Source organism: Wolbachia endosymbiont (group A) of Therophilus tumidulus (assembly GCF_964277345.1).
Taxonomy (GTDB): Bacteria; Pseudomonadota; Alphaproteobacteria; order Rickettsiales; family Anaplasmataceae; genus Wolbachia; species Wolbachia pipientis.
This window is the reverse complement of the sequence record NZ_OZ195515.1, coordinates 1,334,336-1,358,515: the sequence shown is the minus strand read 5'-3', so window position 1 is coordinate 1,358,515 and position 24,180 is coordinate 1,334,336. Positions and strand designations below refer to the sequence as shown.

Here is a 24,180-nt window from a genome sequence, read left to right as displayed (position 1 = left end):
GATCAGCAAATTAGAGGTTAAAATTATGACAATTAGTCAACAAGTAAATAAAAATATAACTAAAGCAGAATATTTCAACAATAACGGCAAAGGGTTTAATTCGCCACATGTTATAGAAGTTGAAGATTTAAATATTAAAGTAGAGGTTTATTCTCACAATTTAAGAGCAAGTAAAGTTGCTAACATTGAAAGTGAGATAAGAGAAACAGCTACTAATTTTAAAAACGCATTCGAGTTAGAACGCGGCAGTTCAGAACAAACATTTAAAATTTACATGTTTGATGACAAGGATGATTACACTCACCTTGGCGGAAGCGAGCGTTTCGGTTCTTACCTTGGAGACGAAGGTGGTAAATGTTACTACAAAGGGAAAGCTGACGTTTTTGCTGAAATGTACGTCTACCAGCAAGGTGGCATTCATAACCTTCAGCATGAATTTGCACATGGTTTAACTTACTTGGCTACAGGAGGCAAATCTTTACCTACAGTATTAATGGAAGGAATTGCAGACTACTTTGAGCATCATTCAGATCATAAATTCAATTCTCAAGGATCAAGTATCGACAAAACTGAAGCTGCAAATTTGGATTTAGATAAAATTTTAAGTTTAGAATACTCAAAGGACAGCGAAGCAAATAGCTTGGTTTATAAAACAGGTCATGCGTTGATAATGTACTTACAGGAAAAAGATCCTAGTTTATTAAGAGACTACCTAGATGCTTTACGTCAAGGTAACTCAGATGAGTCAAAAAGTTTCTTGAAAGACATAAAAGGACACGATACTGACTTCAAAAGTTGGCTTGCTGAGAATGATACAGAAACTGCAATGGAACATCTCAACGCTTTGCAAGTTACAAAAGGAGATTTCATAGCAATTGGTCAAGAAATAGTGGGTGGAGAAATTAAAAACGTATCCTACTATAAAGCAAATATAGAAAAAATGGATGGAGAAAACGTTGGAAGTTTTTCTCCTGTAGAACACGTTGCATTTTATGATGTTGCTCGTGCTATAAATAGGGCAACAAATGATACACTTGATATATCAAAGGAATATCATTTCCTCAAGGTAGTAAAAACTTCCGATGGACAGGATAAACTAACTTACTCTGACCAACAAGGTAATGAATATCGAAACAGTCAAGAGTATAAAAATCAGGCTTTAAGGATATTATCAAAATATGATACAGAAATTAAGAATCAGGTAGATGAATTTGATAATTTGAATAAAGAACGTGGTGAAATGTATCAAAAATATCATAAAGGAGAGATTACTATTGAAGAGTTACGTAATGAGGAAAATACAAAATACAGACCAGCATTTTTAAAGTTTGATCAACTAAAAAACAAAGCTGTTGATAAGATTGAAAATAATTCCCAAGCAGCAAAAATATTAGATGGGCTGGTCAATATCGATCCAAACTTAATCAGAGGTACTCATATTGATCTACAAGAAGGTAAGATTTTTTCTATGCAAGCTCATGGTCAAGGAGATATGGGTGCACTGTCTATATATGACGGAAATACAAAGCTTGGAGAATTATTGAGCGAATCAGGATTTTTTAAGCAAGTTGAAGGCCAAACTAAAGAAACTTTCGTTTTTGAGGATATATTACACAACTTAAATGTTTCATACGAAGGTGGTGCTTACATGGCAGTTACAAAAGAAAACGGTCATTATAAAGCTTCCCTAATAGATGGCAGAACAGTTGAACGTGATGAATACTTTGATGAGGCGCATTTACATGAAAATGAATTGTTGCATCCTAGCACTGGACACATCCAAAAAGATTTAGATTCTCTGCTCCTTAGAGGTACCAAAATTTTGAATCATCAGGATTCAGAGCATGCCCAATATTCTGATGAGCAAAAGGCAAATGGAGTAATCGTAGAAAAAGGAAAACTACTGGATAATAAGGGAACAGATAGGACAGACGACGATGTACACGAAGCGGTTGTAAAACAAGGAGGCGAAAATTTACATACATTCAAAAATATGGGCTTTTATATTACCGAAAAAGGTGATCTATTTATTCATGAACATGGAGCAAATGTAAGGTTTCAACTACCACAAAGTATTACTCATCTAAAATTAGTGGAAAAAGACGGAACATATAAGCTTGTTCCGGTGACGAAAGATGGAAATGAACATCGAATAGGTATGCCAAATATATCAGATGAATATAGATACATAGATCCAATATTTGCACATGAATATGAAAAGAGAGATTATTCCCATAAACATGTAAATGTGGGCCTTATAAACTTAGAGAAATATGGCTCTGGCAAACTTTTTGCTATAAAGTACGACCCAAATGATTATCACATACAAGGAAACTCCAGCGGTGAAATAGTTAGAATAAAAGATCAAACATATTTCACTAAAGTAAAATTGTTTGATGGTGATGAAGAAATTGGAATGTTGTCTAATAACTTTCACAATTTCAAAGGGAAAATATTCTTTTCTGCTGACTACAACTACAGTTATAACGATTTCCTAGCATCTGTTTCTCCTCAAGTTGAAATTGAAGATATGGGAAATGGAAGTAAAAAAATAACTTTTGATCAAGGCAGTGGCGATATCGGTGATACTAATAGAGGCTACACGGACTATCAGAGAATATTTACAAAAGAGAAACAAACCGAAAGTCCAAAAGGGCAAGTAAGTGAAACTAAGACAGAAGTTCATAGTACTACTAATGTTGTTGCACAAGCTGCTGAAGAGAAAACTGCATCAAACGACAATAGTGAAATGCAGTCTGATCAGCCACAAATTCCAACAAGGGCAAAAAGGTCAGCTTCAGTGGAGGAGAAAGAGCAAGAACAGGTAGTATTAAAAGACACAATTCTCAAAATAGAAAAGAGCTACGAGCAGGACTCAGAAGGGAAGCATAAGGCAAATGTAACGATAAATTATAATGATGTGAAAGCCTTGTATGATAGAGCGGAAGGAGCAGAAAAGCAATCTGTGTTAGATTTTTGGAACAAACTGCACACATCAGATTATAAGGTTGGTGCTTTGCCGGAAGACAAATACTATTTTGAAAAAGGCAAATTCGTAATCCACGATAGTGGCACAAAGAAGCTTATAGTGTTACCTGAAGATAAGGTGTCCATCAAGATAATGAAGGATGGTGATAGTTATAGTTTAGCTATATCAAGTGGTAATGGCAAAGTAATAAACAGCATTAGTAAAATAGATAATCCAAATTACGAATTGCTGTCAGATTCAAGTCATTTCAATTCAGGGGAGCAAGATAATATTGTATTATCAGATCAACATCACGAATATAATCTTTATCTAGAGAATGGTTTTGTGAAAATGTTCGATTGCGCAAGCGATCACATTTATCACGACCACAACTCGGCCTATATCTAATACATACAAGGAGGGCAGTGCCCTCTTCTTGTCATTCCAGTGTCAAGCACTGCCGTCTTGGATGGAAACCAGCGTCACGCCCTGGAATGACAGGGTTTGTCATCCGAGTAGCCCCTTCGGTGTCATCCCAGTGCCCAGACACTGGGATGGCTTTGTTGCATCGCTACTTATGAAAGGCTAACTATAATTAGGATTATAAGCAACCTATTGAAAATCTTGTTTTTTTGCAATCAATCTGATCAAATTTAAGAATAGTAATTTGTTATTTATATTAATAAATTTAATTCTATTGAAAATAGCTAAAGCATTGAAATTCTTGAATTTTAGCCGGATTGGTAAATGGTAGTGAAATTTCTTTTACTCAAATTTAGGTATTCATTGACCGTTCTTGTTATAAATACCAGAATAATAAGCTACTGATATTCCCTATCTTTTTTATCTTTAATCCATCATAGCTAGCGATGCAACAAAGCCCACTGGGATCCAGAAAAATTGATTGTGCACTATACAACATTTTCGATCAAACCAGTGTCAGCTACTTGCATGACATCATCTGCTACACACTTGGATTACAAGAGGAGAATTCTGAAACAACAAGTTTCAGGGAAGTCTTATGCAAAATCTAGCATTTACGGAAATTATATTATTTTTATGCACTCTATGGTTTTTATAATCAATGGAGAGTGTGATATGACGTTAGATGAACCTTTAGAAGAATCACTCATAAACAATAATGATTTTGTAAATGCTCTATTAGCAAAGCTCAAAGCAGGGGCTGATGATAATGGTGTTTATACTAAAAAAGGTGTGGATGATGAGTTGAAAAAGAAAGCTGACACAGCCGCTCTAACTAACAAAGCTGACAAGAATTACGTCGATACTGAGCTAAGAAAGAAAGCTAATTCAGCTAATTTAGCAGCTAAAGCTAATACTGCAGATGTTTACACTAAAAAAAATGTAGATGATGAGTTGGCAAAAAAAGCTGACACAGCCGCTCTAGCTAACAAAGCTGACAAGAATTACGTCGATACTGAGCTAGGAAAGAAAGCTGGTGCAGCTGATTTAGCAGCTAAAGCTAACACTGCAGACGTTTACACTAAAAAAAATGTAGATGATGAGTTGGCAAAAAAAGCTGACACAGCCGCTCTAGCTAACAAAGCTGACAAGAATTACGTCGATACTGAGCTAGGAAAGAAAGCTAATACTGCAGATGTTTACACTAAAACTGCTGCTGATACTGCTTTTGCTAAAATCAATGCTTCCAACCTTATAGAGGCAGTAAACAAAAAAGCTTTCGCGAAAGCTATACTTCCTGCAAAAGACGGCGACAAATCAATTCTAGTGGATAAATTAGGAGAATTCCTTGATAACTCTACTGACAATAAGTATGGTGCCAAAAGTGATCAAACAGCAAAGGTGTTCTTAGGAGGTAAAGGGCTAAAGGGAGATCAAGGAAACACCGGGCCAAAAGGAGAGAAAGGGGATACTGGTCTTAAAGGAGCAGATGGAGCTCAAGGCCCAAAAGGAGATAAAGGAGACACCGGGCTAAAAGGAGAGAAAGGGGATACTGGTCTTAAAGGAGCAGATGGAACAAGTCCATCAGCTACTGAAATAGCTGCTGAGAAAGCCTTACAAGAGCATGTAACAAAGATAAGCATAGAAAGTCCAGAATTTAAAAGAGCTGTGCAAGAGGAAATGTCACAACCGTATTTTGAGCCTCCAACAAGTGATGATGCTGCACTTAATTGGACTTGGTAATCCAGCGCTAGATCCAAGTAGTCACGCTACTTGGATAACAGGATAGGGAAACTGGGATAACATTCCGCTACGTCATTCCAGCGCGTGACCAGGTCTTTTTAGCTATCATAGGATGACAGAAGCAGACACTCCACTTTGTCATTCCAGTGCCTCCTTCTCCTGTCATCCCAGTGCCTTCTTCTTGTCATCCCAGTGCCCAGACTACTTGGATCCAGGAAAAAGAATGGTGTCATCCAAGTAGCTGACACTGGGATCTAGCAAGCTTTGCTTGCAAATAAGTCTAATACGCGTCGCGTTTTATGCCAAAACACAATTGGAGTTACATGCAAAATAGATCCCAGTGTCAGCTACTCGGATGACAAAAAAAGGAGCACTGGGATGACGATTGTCGTTTAGCCACAAACATTAAGAAATTTACCAAATGAAAAAAAAGGCAAAAGAAGCCCTGGGGTTATTATCCGCTTTAAAATATTGGCGTTTTTTATGTTTTAAACGCTTGACAAGCGAAATTCAGCTGCTTTTAATTGCAACTAACTTACGCTGCAAATGTTTAAGAAATTTACTAAGCAGAAAAAAAGACAAAGAATCCCCGAGTTAGCTAGTCTTTTACTATCTCTGTCGAGTATTGGCATTTTTTGATGTCTTGTAACGCTTTATAAGCGCGTTCAGCTTATTTAGATAAAAATCTAGATGTAGATGAAGTTTTGTAAAGACATACAGTATCTATATACTGCAAAAAATTGAACATAAGACGCCGATACATTAAGTAATCCTTACCTTTTAATCTGCAGATTGGCGAAAGCAAATACAATAGCTTCACTATCATGATAAGTGGGCTGGCGAAGGGTGTCAAGTAAGTTTTTTCGTTTCTACCAGCTACTTGGATGACACCACATAAATTAATAAATAGGAAAATTACTACAAATCCTTTCAACTTTAGCTTTTACTGCTTTTTCGACACTTGAGCTATTTCCGCTGATTAATCCTTGAATTACTTCATTTATTAGATCAGCTACCTCCTTAAAATTTTCTGCCTCAAGTCCGCGTGTTGTCTCAGCAGCGGTGCCAAAACGGAGCCCTGAAGTGATGGTCGGCTTTGCTGTATCAAATGGTACAGAGTTTTTATTACAGGTAATACCGGCTCTCTCAAGGCTATCTACAACGTCTTTTCCAGTTAATTTCTGCGATCTTAAGTCAACTAGCACTATATGAGAGTCAGTGCCACCGGTTATAATGTCGAGTCCATGCTTTTGCAATTCTTGAGCTAGTACTTTCGCATTTTCCACGACTTTCTTGCTATAAGTTTTAAATTCTGGCGCCAATGCTTCTTTAAATGCAACAGCTTTTGCAGCTATCACATGCATAAGTGGCCCGCCCTGCAATCCTGGAAAAACTGCAGATTGAATTTTTTTGTGTAATGCTTCATCATTGGTCATCACTATTCCACCACGAGGACCACGCAAAGTTTTGTGAGTCGTGGAAGTCATAACATGTGCATATTCAGCAGGGGATGGATATTCGCCCGCTGCAATAAGCCCTGCATAGTGAGCAATGTCTGCAAGCAAATAAGCACCAACTTTATCTGCAATCTCGCGAAAGCGTTTGAAGTCCATTTTTCTTGGATAAGCAGAAGCACCAGCTATGATCAATTTCGGTTTATGCTCCAGCGCCAGCTTTTCTATCTCATCCATATCCAGCAAGTAAGTGTCTTTATTCACTGTATATTGAATTGACTTAAACCATTTACCAGAAAGGCTTGGTGCCGCACCATGAGTTAGATGCCCACCGCAACTCAGTGATAATCCAAGTATTGTATCGCCTGGAGTAAGCAGTGAAGCAAATACCGCCTGGTTTGCCTGAGAACCAGAATGAGGTTGAACGTTTGCAAATTTAACACCAAACAACTTACAAAGTCTTTCTATAGCCAGACTTTCAATTTTGTCCACATGCTCACAACCACAGTAATATCTTTTACCTGGATAACCTTCTGCGTATTTATTAGTCAGAAAAGAGCCTTGTGCCTCCATTACCGCTTTGCTTGCAAAATTTTCTGATGCAATTAATTGCAATTGTGATTTTTGGCGTTGTAATTCTTTTTCTATAGACTGATAAACCTCGTTATCAAAAGACTTTAAACTATTTTTAGAGCCACAGATTTTCTTTAAAACACTCATCATAGATCAAACCTCGCTTTAATTTTAAGATGCACAAGCAATTTTAAGACTGCTTGTCCTGCTTTTTTAACCATAAGAGCCCAAAAACAGCTATTAGCAAACATACAGGAATAATAGATGTTGCTTTTATCAGCAATTCAGCACTATAAATAGGACTTCCATGTATAATCGCTTTATCCCAATAAGAACCTATTACCTTCGCAATTCCAGTGTGAAAGAGGTAGCCAAAAACCATAACTATCATATTTGATACAGCTGTAGTTAATCCTATTAAGTTATTATTTACATAACTTAATGCTTTGTACAGTGTTACTATTTGATATCCAGAAGCGAAACCTATAACAAGAAGTGCAGGCAATACAATATACAATCCGCCAGCCCGTGTAAAAAGTAAAAGGAAACTAGCAATCATTGCAAAGGAACAGACAATAATAACTTCATAATGTCTATTTGGGTATTTTTCTAATATGTGAGCAAAAGAGAGCAATCCAGCTGCAAATCCTACATATATAACAGAAGAAATTGAAGACGCTAGATCACCGGCCATTTGATATACCTCACATAAAAAAGCTTTTGTCCAAGCATCAGCAAAACCTTCTAGTGGACCTACCATTAAGCCACCAAAAAAACTAATTAGAATGATATATTTATTGAAAAGCACAGTTTTTAGATCCTTCATGCTAATTTTTTCTTTTCGAAAGTCGTAAGCATTGTAAGGAATAACTAAAAATAAAGATAAAGCGAGTAAGAAACCAAACCCTGAAAGAATATAAATTACGTAATTCCAACCAAACTCATCAAGCAAAAGTTCTATTGGTAGACCACCATATATTGCCCCTAATAGCCCTATAATAACAGATATGCTTGCCATTTTTGCTGATTTTTCTCGCGAAAAATACATACTGGCAACTTTAAATACTCCTATTGCTGACGCAGACGAGCCAATCCCAACAATTATTCTACCTAATACTGAATAATACCACTCATCAAAGCACACAAGAGGTAATGTTCCAATAGATACCAAGACAGCACAAATAGGTAAAACAATTTTTGGACCGAATCTATCAAAACAAAGACCAACAGGGATATGAACTAGTGTAAATCCCACATAGTAGAGACCATTAAATTGCCCTAAATCTGCAATGCTTATATTAAATTTTGTTATTAATACAGGCGCAATTATGTTTGGCATGACACGTAACACATACTGGTATGCATAGAAAAGAGATACTATCAACCATACAAAAAAATTACTTTTCGACATACCTACCACCTAATAAAACCCAATTACAATTAAAACAAAAATATCAAAGTAAAATAAAGTATTATATTTCATAATAACAAGAGCCTTAAATTAGTACATCTAACGATTTTATCATACGAGCCTTCGATAAATTATCTACTTATTACAATCAACTTCTCTAAAATCTTTATTTTTTAACCATAAGAGCCCAAAAACAGCCACCAGCAAACATACAGGAATAACTGATGTTGCTTTTATCAGCAATTCAGCACCATACACAGGATTTCCTTGTATTATTGTTCTATCCCAACACAAATCTACTATTTTTGCGATCCCAGTGTGAAAAAAATAGCCAAAAACCATAACTATCATGTTTGACACAGCTGTAGCCAGGCCTACTAAGTTATTATTTACATAACTTATCGCTTTGTAAATGGTAACCACCTGATATCCAGATGTGAAGCCAATAATAAAAAGCGTAGGTAATACAACATACAAGCCACCAATCTGAGTAAAAAGCAAAAGAAAACTAGCGATCATTGCAAATGAGCATGCAATTATTACTTCATAATGCTTATTTTTATATTTTTCCAATAAATAAGCCAAAGAGAATGATCCTGTTAACATTCCTATCAATATTACGGAAGAGAGAGAAGATGCCAAGTCTTCATTCATTTCATATACTTCAAAAAAGAATGCCTTTGCCCAACCATCGGCAAAACCTTGCATTGGACCGACCATGAGTCCACCAAAAAAGCTAATTAGAATAATATGCTTGTTGAAAAGTATGTTTTTTAAGTCTCTAATGCTAACTTTTTCCTGTTGAGCATTGCTTTCAGGCGTTACTAAGAACAGCAACAGAGCAAGTAAACACCCAAATGCTGAGAAGGTATAGATAACATAATTCCAGCCAAATTTATCGAGTAAGAAGTCTAAAGGTAATCCGCCACATACCCCTCCCAAAATTCCTATAATTATAGATAAGCTGGCCATTCTTGCTGATTTTTCTTGCGCAAAATACATGCTTGCAACTTTAAAAAGCCCAATTGCTGAAGCGGATGACCCAATTCCAACGACTATTCTGCCAAGTATTGAATAATACCACTCATCAAAGCATATAAGTGGTAATGTTCCGGTAAATGTTAAGATAATACAAATAGGCAAAACAAATTTTGGCCCGAATTTGTCAAGAGCAAGACCAATAGGTATGTGAGCCAGCGTATAGCCTACATAGTATAACCCACCAAACTGGCCAACATCTGCAATACTTATGTTAAATTTTGTTATCAATTCAGGCGCAATTATGTTTGGAATTACGCGTAATATATATTGGTACGCATAAAACAGTGACGCCAACAGCCAGACTAAAAAATTCCTCTGCAACATGAATCTCAGCTAAAATTTAGGATTATAGATACTTTAGTTATAAAAAACAATACTATATTAATCATCTAAATCTGCTTAGCTCTTTTTACAGCTTATAACTTTAAGTAGCCAAAAGCCTATCATTCCTATTAGTAGGCATATAGGTATTATTAACATAGACTTAACCATTACATCAGTTCCATAAAATGGCTTTCCATCGATAATTTCACCGTTCCAATAAAAATTCATTATATTTGCAATAATGACGTGAAAAAAATAACCAAAACTCATAACTATGGAATTACCTACAGATCCTGCACTTGCTACTGCTTCGTTTTTTACACAACTTACAACTTTAGCAGTAAAAACAATTTGGTATGCAGAAGCAAGACCAATAATGAATAGTAATATACATGCCAGGAGTTCACTAATATTGCATATAAAAAGTAATAAGAACACAATTATCATGGCCATAGCACAAGAAATTATTATTTCATAGTGCTTGGTTGGATTTTTTGCTAATATGTAAGGAAGTAATAAATGCCCAAAGCCAAAGCCTATTAGTATCCATTTTGAAATGCTATATGCAATGTGTCTATCTATAGCGTACATCTCATGCAAGAATGTTGCGGACCACGCATCTGCAAAGCCTTCTAATGGTCCAACCATAAAACCGCCAAACAAACCTATCAATAAAATATCTTTATTAAATATAACTTTGCTTAAATTTTTAATATTTAATTCTTCGTCTGAGGTGCCAACTTTAGGTATAGATATAAAGGTAGTTAAAGCAAGCAATAATCCAAGCATTATACACACAGTAAATAAATAATCCCACCCAAACTTATCAAGTAAGACATGTAATGGTTTGGTGGCAAATACACCACCTGAAATGCCAATAATAACCGATATGCTGAACATCATGGCAAATTTTTCTCTATGGTAATAGATTCTTATTATTTTAAAGAGTCCAAGTACTGAAGCAGAGGATCCAATACCAGTAATTATTCTTCCAATAATAGAATAACTCCAATCATTAGAACTGACTAAAGGTAAAGCACCTAAAGATGTTAATGCAATACAAATCGGTATAACAACTTTAGAACCAAATCTATCTAAAAGAATACCTACAGGAATATGTGCTAACACATAACCTACATAATACAGTCCACAAAATTGTCCTATTTCTGTTGTTCCTATATTAAACCTTACTACCAATTCAGGAATTATAATATTTGGAATTACGCGTAATATATATTGGTATGCATAAAACAGTGACGCCAACAACCAGATTAAAAAATTCCTCTGCAATACTTTACCCCAAAGCTAGCATTAGACTTCTTTCGAAACTAGGATAAAGCAGTAAAAATAGTAATTTTGAGGTAAGGAGAAATGAAGTATGAAATAGTGAAAGAGCTCGATAAAGGGGAGTTTCGTCGACTAACAGGAGTAAAGAGATCAACATTTAACAAAATGGTAGGGATTTTATGTGAAGAAAATAAAAAAAAGAAAGCCAAAGGAGGAAGGAAAAATAAGCTAAACGAGGAGAATATGCTGCTCATGGTATTAGAATACTTACGAGAATACCGTACATATTTTCACATAAGTCAAAGTTATGGAGTAAGTGAAAGTACGGCATATAAAACTGTAAAATGGGTAGAGGATACTCTAATACAACACCAAGATTTCGCATTGCCAGGACGAAAAGAACTCCTAAAAAGCGACGTGAAATATGAGATTTTGGTGATTGATGCAACGGAAACACCTGTAGAGAGACCAAAAAAAAGCAGAAAAGATTTTATTCAGGAAAGAAGAAAAAACATACGCTAAAAACACAAATAATTGCAGAAAAGAAGAGCAAGAAAATTATTTGTACGTCATTTTCAAACGGGAGAAAGCATGACTTTCGGCTTTTCAAGGAGTCAAAAGTGCATGTATCAGAAGGTATAAAAGTTTTAGCCGATGCTGGCTATAGAGGTTTTCAGAAAATTCACAAAAATGTCGAGTTGCCACACAGAAGGATGAAAAAGAGTCCCTTAATTAAGGAAAAAAAGGTAGAAAATCGGGAGCTAGCAAGCAAAAGAGTAGTAGTTGAGAATGTAATTGGTCTGTTAAAAAGATTCAAAATTATTGCAGACAGATACCGCAATCGGAGAAAACGTTTTGGCTTGAGATTCAATTTAATAGCAGGAATTCACAATTTTGAGCTGTCTATATGAGTTTCGAAAGAGGTCTATTATAGATACTCTGTTTATAGAAAACAATATTTTTATGAATACTTATTTTAATTTACCGGAATTTTATACAGTTGAACTCATAGCCAACATAAGTAGTTTATGCATTAACTAAATTTTCCAGGTTCAAGTTTGGATGATGGAAAAAGTTCACTTTTTCTATTTTTAAAAGAGACCTTTTATTTTACTTATAATTTTTTCTACCATATCTACAACTGGCTCATGAATAAGGTATATGAAAAAAATTACACCACAAATGATAAGTATATTTATGATTTTACCCTTATTCATCTTTATCTTGAGCTTCACTTTTGTTACAAGATCCATTTTATTTATGTTTTTATTTCATGCTGACAATTATATCTTAAATACCATAATTTTCAGTAAAATTTGACTTCAGAAGTATTCTATTAATTCAATATTAACCTTTTTATGTGTAAAATAGTTAATATAATATTAAAGCAGGCTGATGAATATAAGCACGATAGATGATACGCTGCAAAATTACATAACAAAATACATTGAACAAACATTCGCTACACACGTGCTAGGCAATAGATACGACAAATTGTATAGGAAACTTCTAAGTGGTATAGAAGAGATAATAAAGCTTGCTGTAAATGAAGCAAAACACTACGATGAAAATTTAGAAGATCTATATAACGATTCAAGATTTAATAAGAAATTTATTCAAGCTGTTGCTAAACATCAGGTGTCGGAATTTTTAAATACTTATCCGAAAAGAAAAGAAATTGTTGCAGAATTTTACAATGAACATCACATTAACGAAAGTGATTTAAAGACTCTGGAAAAGGGGAAAGATTTAGTAAATAAAATAAATAACATTAACTTACTGCAACAAAATGAAAAAAATGAGGAATTCAATATTAGAAAGACACTTGCTCAATCAATAAAAATGCCTTCCATAGAAAAACACAAGTTAGAACATTCAAAATAACCTTGGCGAAGTATGGCAAAATATACAACTTATGGATAGTCTATTTCATTTTAACTCCTGGCACGCTTTAGTAATACTATCACATCCAATTTCTAATTGTTCCCGAGAGGTTGCATAAGAAATTCTGATAAAATTTTCTAGACCAAATGCAATTCCTGGAACCACAGCAACCAAATGATCTCCCAGTAAGTATTCAGTAAAATCTAAATCATTATTTATTATCTTACCACTTTTTGTGCTTTTACTGAGCAATCCTTCACATGAGACAAATAAATAAAACGCACCTTGTGGAACAGACGCTGATAATCCCGGGGCAGAATTTAGCTCTTTCACCATAAAATCTCTACGACTCTTAAAAATCCTTGTTCTTTCTTTCAAAAAACTATGATCACCGTTTAATGCTGCTGCTGCTGCTGCTTGTGCTATCGAATTTGGATTAGAAGTGCTTTGAGACTGCAGCGTAGAGATAGCTTTTACCACATCACTTCTACCTGCAATATACCCTATTCTCCAGCCTGTCATTGCATAGGCTTTTGATACTCCATTGACTACAAAAACTCTATCATAAAGCTTCGGCTCAACCTGAGCGATAGTAAAAAACTTTTCGTCGTATATTATATGCTCATAAATATCATCTGTAACGACATTCATATGTGGATATTCAAGCAATATTTGTGCTATGTCTTTCAATTCATCACATGTGTACACAGCTCCTGCAGGGTTGTTCGGTGAGTTAAGAATTAACCATTTAGTTTTTTTAGTTATCCTGCTTTTCAATAATTCCGCTGTCAGTTTAAAATTTTGTTTGCATTCTACTACAACTGGCAAGCCGCCAAAAAGACTTACCATATCAACATATGAAACCCAATAAGGAGCTGGAATAATAACTTCATCTCCAGAGTTAATTGTTGCCATGAACAAATTGAATAACACCTGCTTAGCACCTGTACCAACACAGATTTGGTTAAGCGTGTACTCGAGGTTATTATCCTTTCTTAACTTATTAATTATTGCTTCTTTCAGCTCACGCGTTCCATCAACAGCAGTATATTTAGTCTTACCTTCACTTATTGCTTGAATAGCTGCTTTTTTTATATGATCTGGAGTATCAAAATCCGGTTCTCCTGCAGCTAAAACACAGATCTTTTTTCCTTCATTTTTCAACTTATTTGCCTTATCAGTTACAGCAATCGTAGGTGATGGTTTTATTAGGGACATTCTTTTTGCAAGGTCTGACATATCTTACTGAAGCTAAATTCAAATGATAAACCCCGTACAACAAAAAAGCTAGAATTTTGTGTATTGTATTAGTAGCTTTTTACCAGGTTTACCAATGCAGCAATATTTTCAACTGGAGTATCAGGGAGTACTCCATGTCCGAGATTAAATATGAAGGGTAAATCTCTAAAGCAATCTATTATACGTTTTGCTTCTTTGATTGCTTCCGTTTTATTATAGGCTAAAAGATTAGGATCAAGGTTTCCTTGTAGAGGGATGTTTAGATTCGTTTTCGCCCATTTTATTGGAACATTATAATCTATACTTACTGCAGATACACCTGTTTGTTCGCAGTAATCTTTATAAAGATTTCCAGCAGACCTTGGAAAACCTATTATTGGAAAATCAGAAAATCTATCCTTTATTGCCAAGATAATTCTCTTTGTTGGTTCGATAACATATTCTTTAAACAATGGTTCCGATAACGCACCAGCATTACTGTCAAATAGCTGAATAACATCTGCTCCAAATTCTATCTGTTTAATTAGATAAATAATCGTTACTTCCGTTATTCGTTCAATTATTTCCTTCAAACACGAAGGATAAAAATTTAATACTTTGGAAAAAGTTTTGCTGCTCCTACCTTCTATGATGTATGAGGCTACTGTCCATGGTCCACCAGCAAATCCTATGAGAGATTTTTCTTTTGGTAATTGGCTTCTGACTTTTTTTATAGCGTTTAGAATTGGTAAGGTTTTAGTTTCAATTTCTTGTGGACCCTTCAATTCCTTAGGACTTTCCACGGGTTTTATTATTGGACCTACACCGCGTACGAAATTCACGTCACAACCCAAAACATCAGCTATTATTAAAATGTCTGAAAAAATTATCGCCGCATCCATGTCAAATCTTGTCACCGGCTGTAACGTCAATTCTGTCACTAAATCTGTGTTGTAGCATATCTCCATAAAATTATTCATATTTTCTACTGCTTTGCGGTACTCAGGAAGAGACCTGCCAGCCTGACGCATTAGCCAGATAGGCACTCTTCCACCCGGCTCATTTCTCTTAATAATTTTCGCTATTGTTGTTTTGCCGCTTTCCAATCTATTCTATTTATTCTTTTGTATATTAAAGTATAGTAATAATAATAGTTCTATCAATAACTTGTTACTAACTTAAAATTCAGTAAAAATTGGCGTTGTTCAACTTGTGGATAAATATGTGAGTAACTTTCGTATATTATTGATTTTCTGTTATGATTTATGTGTATAAGTAAGGTGTTTAGAGTGTTAGTAATTTTCTTTTATGGAAAATACTTTACCATCATGCATTGTTACACAACTATGTATATGTTGTTGAAAAAGTTGTTGATCAATTGTTGGTATTTTATATCAACAAATAATTCACAAATTAATTTGACATTATTCACATGCTTATTAAACATTTAATAACAGTTTTCTTGATAAATCTAATCTGAAAACGTTTTTGCCATTACAGGGAATAAATTGAGTAAAAAAAGAACCTTAGTAGAAAAAATAGCATATAGAATTTTTCTCTTCCTTTTCAAAAAAGCTTCTGTGTTGAAAAAGTGTGCGACTGAGGCATTAATGAAAGATCTGCCAGACCTTAATATATTTAATGGTCTATTAAAATTCCGCGATTGTGGTATAATGGATATAATGACTCCACGTACAGAGATATGCGCAGTAGACATTGAGTCAAGCGAGCGTGAAATAATAAAGAAGATAAAAAACACTTGCCACACTAAAATACCAATTTATAAAAATAACTTTGATAACGTAATAGGCTTTTTTTATGTAAAAGATGTTATTTTTAATAGGGATAAAAATTTTAATCTGAAACATATTATACAAAGCGTAATATTTGTTCCACCCTCGATGAAGACAACTAATCTTTTTGTTAGGATGAACTCTTCTAAATCATGCTTAGCTATCGTATTGGATGAATATGGTGGAACTGATGGTTTAATTTCAATGACTGATCTTATAGAGGAACTAATACCAAACATTGATAGTGAAAACGAAATAAATTCAGAATATACCATTACTGAATTGTCTCAAAATAAGTTTGAAGTATCAGCAAGGGCTCTTATAAAAGATATAGAAGAGGATCTAAAAATAGAATTACGTGACCCTGAAGAAGACTATGTTACACTTGGTGGTTTGATTCTTTCGATTGCTGGTAAAGTGCCTTCTGTAGATGAAGTCATTAAATATAAAAATGGTATGAAGTTTATCATCAAAGATGCAAATGAGCGCTACATTAATAAAATAGTACTAGACTTAAGTGATTACAAAAATTAGATTTGGTACCCCTTGTCGGGGAATGCCTTGACACGAAGAAAAAGTTGTAATAACCAAATATGCAACTCAAGTTATAGTTAAACCTATTTCCAGCAAATTATTTTCGCAAGTATAATGCATTTCAGTGTTATAGTACTCTAATAATAAAGAGGTCATATAGATATTAATATCTTTTGTATTTAAATTAGTGTCATTTTTTTTGATTAATTTGTCTACTAATGATTTGCTTATTGGTTTGTGTTCATTTAGAATTTTTATAGTTAATAGCATTTTATCTTCTGTTTGACTCAGTAAAACAGATACTAGTTCAACTTCCGCCACTGCACTGGCTATAGTTAGCACCATATTAGAAATTATCTTATTTATCTTTTCAATTAAATCTTCCTTATTTTTTGCAGAGTATGCGTCTATTTTCCACGTAAGCTTTACTTTTTTTTTAATAAATAATTTTCGATATTAGATTTGGTCTTATCAAAGCTATAATTATCCATTGAAGAAGAATATGCCTGCTTCATAACTTTATGTTTATATATTAAATCATCGGAGCTTTCTTTAAGAAACAACAACGCTTCCTTCTGCACATCAGCATCATTCTTATCTATTACTTCAAGCTCTTCTACGCCAAACGTTATTCCATTCATAGAGTTAGCAAAGTCATGAAGCAGCCGTCCTGATAGCAGTTCCGTTATTAACAGTATGTTTTTGGTATTTTCGTTCATTGGATAATTATAAATGATTTAAGTTACCCTATATTGGTAAGTATATAATAGTCAATTAAGAGAAAGTTTCGTTGCACTTTTTATATCAAGGCATTAATATAGTATTAACAATTTTAAAATTTATAAAAGGATTATGAATACTTATACCAGATCAGGAATAGATATTGAACTATATAATAAGTTAATAAAAGAAGTCAAGCCTATTGCTCAAGAAACTACTAGAGAAGAAGTAATCAGCGAAATAGGTTCATTTTCTGCGTTATTTGATTTTGCTGCACTAAGTAAGAAGTATGACCATCCAGTACTCGTTTCCTCAACTGATGGAGTAGGTACGAAACTGTTGATAGCTCAAGAAGTGAATAAACATGATACTATAGGTATAGATTTAGTTGCAATGTGTGTAAATGACTTACTTGCACAAGGAGCAACGCCTTTGTTTTTCCTTGATTACTTTGCAACAGGCGTTTTGACCAAAGATGTTTTATTATCTGTGGTTAAGGGCATTGCAGAGGGGTGCAAGCAAGCTAAAATAGCATTGGTTGGTGGGGAAACTGCAGAAATGCCTGGAATGTATGGTAATAATCACTATGACCTTGCAGGGTTTGTGGTTGGTGTAGTTGATCGAAAGCAAATTCTTCCAAACTGTAGTATGATGAAAGCAGGTGATTATATAGTTGGCTTAGAGTCAAGTGGAATTCACTCAAATGGGTTTTCTTTAGTGCGCCATGTTTTCAAAAGCTTAGGTATAAATTATAACGATACATCTCTATGGAATAATAAATCTTGGAGTGAAATACTACTTGAACCAACAAAAATATATGTTGATTCTTTGCTGCCTATCATGTCACAAGTAAAAGGTATTGCGCACATCACGGGTGGTGGTTTGGTAGACAATATTCCGCGAATTCTTCCAAAAAACTTATTTGCAAACATAGACATTAATTCCTGGAAATGGCCAGATATATTTTTATGGCTAACAAAGGAGGGTAAAATAGAGAAGAAAGAAATGCTAAAAACATTTAATTGTGGTATTGGTATGGTATTGATCGTAAGTTCTGAGAATATGCAAAACGTGAAAAATCATTTCCAAAAACGTGGAGAAAAAATTGAAATTATTGGAAAACTTGATGAGGCATGTAACCCTCCACTTGATAGAGTAGTATTTAGTTAACCTAACTTTACTGACAGTCTTTTTGCAACTTCTAGGTATGCTTCCTTTAAATCTCCTAAATTCAAACGAAAGACATCTTTATCTAGCTTTTTATAAGTATTTTTATCCCATAATCTGCAGTTATCAGGGCTAATTTCATCAGCTAAAACGATTTTAGTACTGTCATTTATTAATCTGCCAAATTCTAACTTGAGATCAACTAAATATATACTTGCATTTGAAAATAGGTGAACTAATATTTCGTTGATTTTTAAAGTTGTAGTTTTAACTTCATCCATTTCTTTGCTAGATAGCCAATCAAAATACAGTATGTGATTTTCACTTACCATTGGGTCGGCTAGGTCATCATTTTTGTAAAAAAAATCGATTATAGGAGATGCAAGCCTCTCACCTTCTTTGATATTAAAACGTTTGCAAAAGCTGCCAGCTGCGACATTTCTAACTACTACCTCAAGAGGTATTATCTTGAGTTTTTTGACTAGCTGTTCTCTTTCGTTTAGAGTTTTTATAAAGTGTGTGCTAATTTCTGCTTTCTCAAGCTTTTCCATGATAAAAGCACTAATATGATTATTAATTATTCCTTTACCATCGATTATTTCATATTTTTCCTTATTGAATGCTGTAACATCATCTTTAAAGTGCTGTATGACAATTGATAAGTCTTCAGTTTCAATAATGGCTTTCGCTTTACCTTCGTATATCGTTTTATTCAGTGACATGTTTAATTTAACTATATATTATATCAATTTACTATTCTTAGAGTATAGCCCCAAATAACTTAAAATAAACCTTAATGGCATTCAATGTTACAATATTAACCATATTCCCAGAAATGTTCCCGGGGTTTTTGAACTATTCTCTTGCCGGAAAAGCGTTAGAAAAAAAAATATGGAACCTTGAAGTAATAAATATTCGTTCTTTTGCGAAAGATAAACATTCAACTGTGGATGATGTTCCATATGGAGGTGGAGCAGGAATGGTTATGCGTTCTGATGTAGTTGGTGATGCAGTAGATAGTATGCTCTCTGTTCATAAAAACACTAAGTTTATTTACATGACTCCATCTGGAACTAAGTTTAATCAGAATATTGCCAGAGAATTATTAGAGTTTCCTCATATAACAATATTGTGTGGTCGATTTGAAGGTATTGACCAAAGGATAATTGATGCGTATACTCCTTATGAGTTAAGTATTGGAGATTATATACTTTCAGGAGGTGAGCCAGCTGCAATGGTGGTTCTTGATGCATGCATTAGACTTCTTCCAGGTGTAGTAAATAATACCGATAGTATTACTGAAGAAAGTTTTAATTATGGTGGTGGTGTACTTGAATATCCTCAATATACTAGACCTGAGCAGTGGAAGGGATATAAAGTACCTGAGGTTTTGTTATCTGGCAATCACAAAAAAATAAGTGATTGGAGGCAGAAGCAGTCTCATGTTATAACAAAAAAGCGTAGGCCTGAATTATTGAGTGGAGAGATAAATGACAAATTTACTTAAAAAATTTAACGAACAGCAAATGCAAGTGTTAGCTAAAGAAATACCAGAATTTCGTCCTGGCGATGATTTGAAGGTCACTTTTAAAGTAGTTGACGGTACAAGTGAACGTATACAGATATTTGAAGGTGTATGTATATCAAAAAGGAACCGCGGGTTACATTCTTCTTTTGCAGTCAGAAAAGTGAGCCATGGAGAAAGTATAGTGTCTCAGTTTTTTGTTTATTCTCCTGCACTGGTTTCAGTGCAAGTGACAAGAAAAGGAAAGGTTCGTAGAGCAAAACTGTATTATCTGTGCAAACTATTTGGAAAAGCTGCAAGGATCAAAGAGCGTACTACTTATGTTAAAAAGAAATCTAAGTAGATACAATAGGGAGTGATGTCAATTGTGTCATCTCAGAACTCTCTCTTGTCATCCCAGTGCGTGACACACAACTGTACGAACATTGTGTTTGCCTCCCGCTGTGGTGTCATCCCAGTGCTCCGACACTGGGATCCAGCATTCATTATTCTCCTTTTGGTTTGTGCTTTCATGGAAAATGTAAAAATTATTTGCAGGCAAAGCCTGCAGGATCCCAGTGTCAGCTACTTGCATGACAAAAAAGGGGAAAGTTTTTTCAAATCCTCGTGTAAAGAAAAGTAAATGAGTATAAAGAAAAAATTCCTTAAATTACTTCAGTCAAGGCGTGTACATGCTCGTATAAAAAGGAAAAATAAAAAGAACAGAGCGCTACGCTTTTGTTCTTTCACGGCACTAGTTATCTCACTTGGCTGTCCTGTGTGTATATTGTTGAGTATATTAGTTAACTCTTACAGTGCCTTAACAGTAACGAAAATTTTATTGCCAGTTGAAATAAATGCTGATCTTGCTTTGGCGAGTAATCCTAGTGATTTGCGGTATAAGTCCATTGGCTTACTCAACGATTCTTTACGTAAGGTGTTTGGAGGAACTGATTTTAAAGACGGTGACGAAATTTTAAGTCGTAATTCTTACAAAGAACTAGAGAAATTTTTTCGTAAGAAAGTAAAAGATAGTGGTGAATATGAGATCTGGTTTACCGCGTCAAGTATAATTAATTCAATAAATAAAGATAAACATTTGAATGATCGTTATGCTAAATTACTTGATTGGCTAAAAGAAAAGAGGAGAGTGAAAAAATTTTTTAATAAGTCTTTATTCCTTAAATCTGACTCTCGTGAACCTGAGAATGCAGGGATTTTAGGGGCATTTATCGGTTCATTAATGACAATTATAGTGTGCCTAGCATTAGCATTACCAATAGGAATTATGTCGGGCATCTGTCTTTACGAATTTATGCCTAAAAATAGGCTAATAACTAATATTGTAGAAATTAGCATAAATAATCTTGCTGCAGTGCCTTCAATAATATTTGGTGTAGTGGGCTTAACTCTCTATCTTGGCATATTTGGGCTACCACGCTCTTCACCACTTGTTGGTGGAATGACTCTTTCATTTATGATGTTACCTAATATTATAATTGCAACAAAAAATGCCTTTGCGAATGTTCCTATTACGATAAAAGATGCAGCGTTTGCGCTCGGTGCACCTCACATCAAGGTGATATTAGATCACTCTTTACCGATTGCGTTACCAAGAATAATACATGGTACTGTGCTTGCAATTGCAAGGATTTTAGGTGAATCTTCTCCTTTACTTATGATGGGTATGGTGGCATTTATTGCTGATACACCTACGTCCTTTTTCGATCCGGCGACTGTTCTACCTGTGCAAATATACATATGGTCAAGCAATCCTGAAATTGCATTTGTTGAACTTGCTGCTATCGCAATTATAGCTTTATTATTGGTGTTATTTGCGTTAAATTTAGTAGCAAATTTTGTAAAAAGGAAATTCGAATTTTTTAATTTTTAGCAATTCATGAAAATCACAGTCCTATCTGGTTATGGCTTAAATTGCGAAAAAGAAACTGCATTTGCATTTATGGAATGCAGCAGAAAACTTGGTATTGGTAATATTGAAGTAAAAATCGTTCACATTAACGATATCATAGATAATCCAGGTGAACTGAAATTAAGCAATATACTTGCAATTCCAGGGGGTTTTTCCTATGGTGATGACACTGGTGCTGGTAATGCGTTTGCTTTACGTATTAAAAACAACTTGTTGGATGAGTTTCAAGAGTTTTTATCTCAGGACAAGCTGATTATAGGAATATGTAATGGTTGTCAGATATTAGTAAAATTAATTCCAGAGTTCTCTAATCTAGCTTTAATCCATAATGATATAGGCAATTACCAATGCCGCTGGATTAGAGTGAGAGTTAATCCGCAGAGTAATTCTGTTTGGCTACGGGGTCTGAGTGAACTATATCTCCCTATTGCTCATGGGGAAGGCAAATTTTTTATGGATCAAGATATTTTGAACCAATTGATTGAGAGCAATTCCACCGCATTACGTTACATTGATAAAAATGGCAACTATGCTAACCTACAATTTCCTTACAATCCGAATGGATCTACATACGACCTAGCAGCTTTATCAGATAAAAGTGGAAGAGTGCTAGCTTTAATGCCCCATCCAGAAAGGGGAATATTTTTTACTCAGCAAGATAATTGGCCCCTTGAAAAAGAAAAGAGCAAGCGTTTAGGTGTTGCTGTGCCAAAATATGGCGATGGAATGCTTATATTTGAAAATGCACTAAAGTATTTTTGTTAAAATTTATTGATAGGGATTTATGGTCGAAATTATCCCCTGATATTGCAAAAAACTTGCTTGACAAGCCTTGCCAGTCCCCTTATCATGAAACTGAAGCTATTTATTTATCTTCGCAATCTGTGCAGGTTAATGACAAAAAACTTAGGGTATTTGGCGTCTCATGTTTAATTTTTCGCACTACGTGCATCGCATGTCTTTAAAAATTTCTGGGTTTTTACCTATATAAGCCGAAACGCGCTTACAAAGCGTTTAAGACAGCAAAAAACGTCAAATTGACAAGGGAGAATTTGAATGCTAGCTACTACGGGGTTTCTTTGCCTTTTTTCCTGCTTAGTAAATTTCTTAAACACTTGCGGTGTAGGTTAGTTGCAAGTTAAAAGCAGCTAAATCGCTCTTAATCAAGCGTTTTAGAATAAAAAAAACGCCGATATTTTAGTACATAGTGAATAGCCAACCACCACGGGGCTTCTTTTGCCTTTTTTTTCGTTTGGTAAATTTCTTAACATTTATAGCTAAACAATAACCGTCATCCCGCTACGTGTTAGCGGGATCTAGAGATACCGTGACGGTATGACGGTCTGCGGCGGTATGACGGTTCGCGGTGGCATGACGATAAGCCTCGTCATCCCGCTACGTGTTAGCGGGATCTGCCGAGATACCGTGGCGGTATGACGTCTCGCTTGCAACCTATAGCCTTGTCATTCCAGTGCTCCTTTTTTTGTCATCCCAGCGTCACGCGCTGGTTTCAACATTATATCATGAACTTTCTAAAATTCATTGAGTTATGCTTTCAAACGGTAGTGCCGGGGTGTGAGTATAATAATTATCGGTACATAAAAGTCATAGCAGATAGGCTGGAAGCAGCGAGCGCTGGTGAAGTGAAACGAATAATATTCAATATGCCTCCGCGCTCGATGAAGTCCATATGTGTAAGTGTTGCGTGGCCCGCATGGATACTGGGAAATCAGCCAACTGCAAGAATAATAGTTGCAAGCTACTCTCGGCTGCTTAGCGAAAAGCACTCGCTCGATACAAGATGCATAATGCAGTCTAGTTGGTATAGAGAGCTGTTTCCAGAGGTAGAACTATCCAAAGATCAGAATACCAAATACAAATTTCAAACAGTGCAGAGAGGATACAGAATCGCAACGTCAGTTGGAGGGACGTTAACAGGTGAAGGTGGTGATTTCATCATCGTGGATGATCCACTGAGTCCCGCCCAAGCTTTGAGTGAAACGTTTAGAAAGCGTGCTACAAATTGGTTTGACCAGACTTTAGTAGCCAGGCTCAACAATAGAAAAAAAGGAGTAATTGTTCTTGTGATGCATAGGCTCCACCTGGAAGATTTGACCGGACACCTTCTCTCCAAACCGAAAAGCATATGGCATCATATTTGTTTACCAATAATAGCTGAAAATAAGGAGATTACTTATTAGAC

General features: G+C 35.0%; 22 protein-coding genes and 1 pseudogene. 13 read left to right on the top strand and 10 right to left on the bottom strand.

All coding sequences use genetic code 11. The annotated features are described in order from the left end of the window. The first annotated feature begins 25 nt into the window (after positions 1–25). From ACICQD_RS07200 to ACICQD_RS07185, 4 genes are all read left to right on the top strand, one after another. On the top strand, positions 26–3,376 hold the full coding sequence (locus ACICQD_RS07200) for a peptidase M2 (RefSeq protein ID WP_395461801.1): 3,351 nt from the start codon (positions 26–28) through the stop codon (positions 3,374–3,376). Between the two features lie 17 nt (positions 3,377–3,393). After that, positions 3,394–3,549 carry a hypothetical protein gene (locus tag ACICQD_RS07195; RefSeq protein WP_153296799.1) on the top strand — a complete coding sequence of 52 codons (156 nt, stop codon included), beginning with the start codon at positions 3,394–3,396 and terminating at the stop codon, positions 3,547–3,549. A 355-nt stretch (positions 3,550–3,904) separates the two neighbouring features. Next, positions 3,905–5,134 (top strand): collagen-like protein, encoded by a 1,230-nt coding sequence (locus ACICQD_RS07190; protein ID WP_395461800.1) that lies wholly within the window; start codon positions 3,905–3,907, stop codon positions 5,132–5,134. Between the two features lie 112 nt (positions 5,135–5,246). Beyond that, on the top strand, positions 5,247–5,375 hold the full coding sequence (locus ACICQD_RS07185) for a hypothetical protein (protein ID WP_280097965.1): 129 nt from the start codon (positions 5,247–5,249) through the stop codon (positions 5,373–5,375). A gap of 658 nt (positions 5,376–6,033) precedes the next feature. On the opposite strand, the gene glyA is transcribed toward ACICQD_RS07185, so the two are convergent. From glyA to ACICQD_RS07165, 4 genes are all read right to left on the bottom strand, one after another. Then, positions 6,034–7,311: a serine hydroxymethyltransferase gene (gene glyA, locus ACICQD_RS07180; RefSeq protein WP_395461799.1), complete on the bottom strand. Its 1,278-nt coding sequence runs from the start codon at positions 7,309–7,311 to the stop codon at positions 6,034–6,036. Positions 7,312–7,351: 40 nt separating this feature from the next. After that, positions 7,352–8,572 carry an MFS transporter gene (locus ACICQD_RS07175; protein WP_253303566.1) on the bottom strand — a complete coding sequence of 407 codons (1,221 nt, stop codon included), beginning with the start codon at positions 8,570–8,572 and terminating at the stop codon, positions 7,352–7,354. A 135-nt stretch (positions 8,573–8,707) separates the two neighbouring features. Beyond that, positions 8,708–9,937: an MFS transporter gene (locus ACICQD_RS07170; protein WP_395461798.1), complete on the bottom strand. Its 1,230-nt coding sequence runs from the start codon at positions 9,935–9,937 to the stop codon at positions 8,708–8,710. Positions 9,938–10,012: 75 nt separating this feature from the next. Then, entirely contained in the window at positions 10,013–11,227 is a 1,215-nt protein-coding gene (locus ACICQD_RS07165) for an MFS transporter (RefSeq protein WP_174515889.1), read from the bottom strand. Positions 11,228–11,308: 81 nt separating this feature from the next. Between ACICQD_RS07165 and ACICQD_RS07160 the strand changes: the two genes are divergently transcribed. Both ACICQD_RS07160 and ACICQD_RS07155 read left to right on the top strand, forming a co-directional pair. Next, a protein-coding gene (locus ACICQD_RS07160; RefSeq protein WP_395461446.1) for an IS5 family transposase occupies positions 11,309–12,135 on the top strand; the annotation gives its coding sequence in 2 pieces (ribosomal slippage) (positions 11,309–11,696 and positions 11,696–12,135; 828 coding nt in all). A gap of 484 nt (positions 12,136–12,619) precedes the next feature. After that, the gene (locus tag ACICQD_RS07155) at positions 12,620–13,108 is read left to right on the top strand and encodes a hypothetical protein (RefSeq protein ID WP_395461797.1); all 489 of its coding nucleotides are present in this window, start codon (positions 12,620–12,622) and stop codon (positions 13,106–13,108) included. A gap of 45 nt (positions 13,109–13,153) precedes the next feature. Here ACICQD_RS07155 and ACICQD_RS07150 read toward each other — a convergent pair whose 3' ends face one another. Further along, positions 13,154–14,347 carry a pyridoxal phosphate-dependent aminotransferase gene (locus ACICQD_RS07150; RefSeq protein WP_395461796.1) on the bottom strand — a complete coding sequence of 398 codons (1,194 nt, stop codon included), beginning with the start codon at positions 14,345–14,347 and terminating at the stop codon, positions 13,154–13,156. A 68-nt stretch (positions 14,348–14,415) separates the two neighbouring features. After that, the gene (gene hemE, locus ACICQD_RS07145) at positions 14,416–15,432 is read right to left on the bottom strand and encodes a uroporphyrinogen decarboxylase (protein WP_395461795.1); all 1,017 of its coding nucleotides are present in this window, start codon (positions 15,430–15,432) and stop codon (positions 14,416–14,418) included. A 402-nt stretch (positions 15,433–15,834) separates the two neighbouring features. Here hemE and ACICQD_RS07140 point away from each other — a divergent pair, with 402 nt between their 5' ends. Next, positions 15,835–16,653 (top strand): transporter associated domain-containing protein, encoded by an 819-nt coding sequence (locus ACICQD_RS07140; protein WP_007549273.1) that lies wholly within the window; start codon positions 15,835–15,837, stop codon positions 16,651–16,653. A 66-nt stretch (positions 16,654–16,719) separates the two neighbouring features. Here the strand turns inward: ACICQD_RS07140 and ACICQD_RS07135 are convergent, their stop codons facing one another. Both ACICQD_RS07135 and ACICQD_RS07130 read right to left on the bottom strand, forming a co-directional pair. Beyond that, positions 16,720–17,064 (bottom strand): hypothetical protein, encoded by a 345-nt coding sequence (locus tag ACICQD_RS07135; RefSeq protein WP_233395610.1) that lies wholly within the window; start codon positions 17,062–17,064, stop codon positions 16,720–16,722. Between the two features lie 14 nt (positions 17,065–17,078). Then, positions 17,079–17,372 carry a hypothetical protein gene (locus tag ACICQD_RS07130; protein WP_395461794.1) on the bottom strand — a complete coding sequence of 98 codons (294 nt, stop codon included), beginning with the start codon at positions 17,370–17,372 and terminating at the stop codon, positions 17,079–17,081. Between the two features lie 133 nt (positions 17,373–17,505). On the opposite strand from ACICQD_RS07130, the gene purM reads away from it, so the two are divergent. Beyond that, entirely contained in the window at positions 17,506–18,543 is a 1,038-nt protein-coding gene (gene purM / locus ACICQD_RS07125; protein WP_007549277.1) for a phosphoribosylformylglycinamidine cyclo-ligase, read from the top strand. Here the strand turns inward: purM and purC are convergent. Beyond that, entirely contained in the window at positions 18,540–19,262 is a 723-nt protein-coding gene (gene purC / locus ACICQD_RS07120) for a phosphoribosylaminoimidazolesuccinocarboxamide synthase (protein WP_010081959.1), read from the bottom strand. The two genes, purM and purC, sit on opposite strands and share 4 nt — an antisense overlap. 74 nt (positions 19,263–19,336) lie before the next feature. Between purC and trmD the strand changes: the two genes are divergently transcribed. Continuing rightward, positions 19,337–20,047 (top strand): tRNA (guanosine(37)-N1)-methyltransferase TrmD, encoded by a 711-nt coding sequence (gene trmD, locus ACICQD_RS07115; protein WP_007549279.1) that lies wholly within the window; start codon positions 19,337–19,339, stop codon positions 20,045–20,047. Continuing rightward, positions 20,031–20,408 carry a 50S ribosomal protein L19 gene (rplS, locus tag ACICQD_RS07110; protein WP_006279489.1) on the top strand — a complete coding sequence of 126 codons (378 nt, stop codon included), beginning with the start codon at positions 20,031–20,033 and terminating at the stop codon, positions 20,406–20,408. The genes trmD and rplS overlap by 17 nt, the downstream gene beginning before the upstream one ends. Positions 20,409–20,456: 48 nt before the next feature. On the opposite strand, the gene ACICQD_RS07105 is transcribed toward rplS, so the two are convergent. Continuing rightward, on the bottom strand, positions 20,457–20,639 hold the full coding sequence (locus tag ACICQD_RS07105; protein WP_395461793.1) for a hypothetical protein: 183 nt from the start codon (positions 20,637–20,639) through the stop codon (positions 20,457–20,459). Between the two features lie 48 nt (positions 20,640–20,687). Here ACICQD_RS07105 and pstA point away from each other — a divergent pair, with 48 nt between their 5' ends. From pstA to ACICQD_RS07090, 3 genes and pseudogenes are all read left to right on the top strand, one after another. Further along, entirely contained in the window at positions 20,688–21,938 is a 1,251-nt protein-coding gene (gene pstA / locus ACICQD_RS07100) for a phosphate ABC transporter permease PstA (protein WP_395461792.1), read from the top strand. 6 nt (positions 21,939–21,944) lie between these two features. Next, a complete protein-coding gene (locus ACICQD_RS07095) occupies positions 21,945–22,742 on the top strand; it encodes a phosphoribosylformylglycinamidine synthase subunit PurQ (protein ID WP_044471287.1) in 798 nt (265 codons plus the stop codon). 758 nt (positions 22,743–23,500) lie between these two features. Continuing rightward, a pseudogene (locus tag ACICQD_RS07090) lies at positions 23,501–24,175 on the top strand (hypothetical protein); the annotation flags it as partial. Positions 24,176–24,180 lie beyond the last annotated feature (5 nt).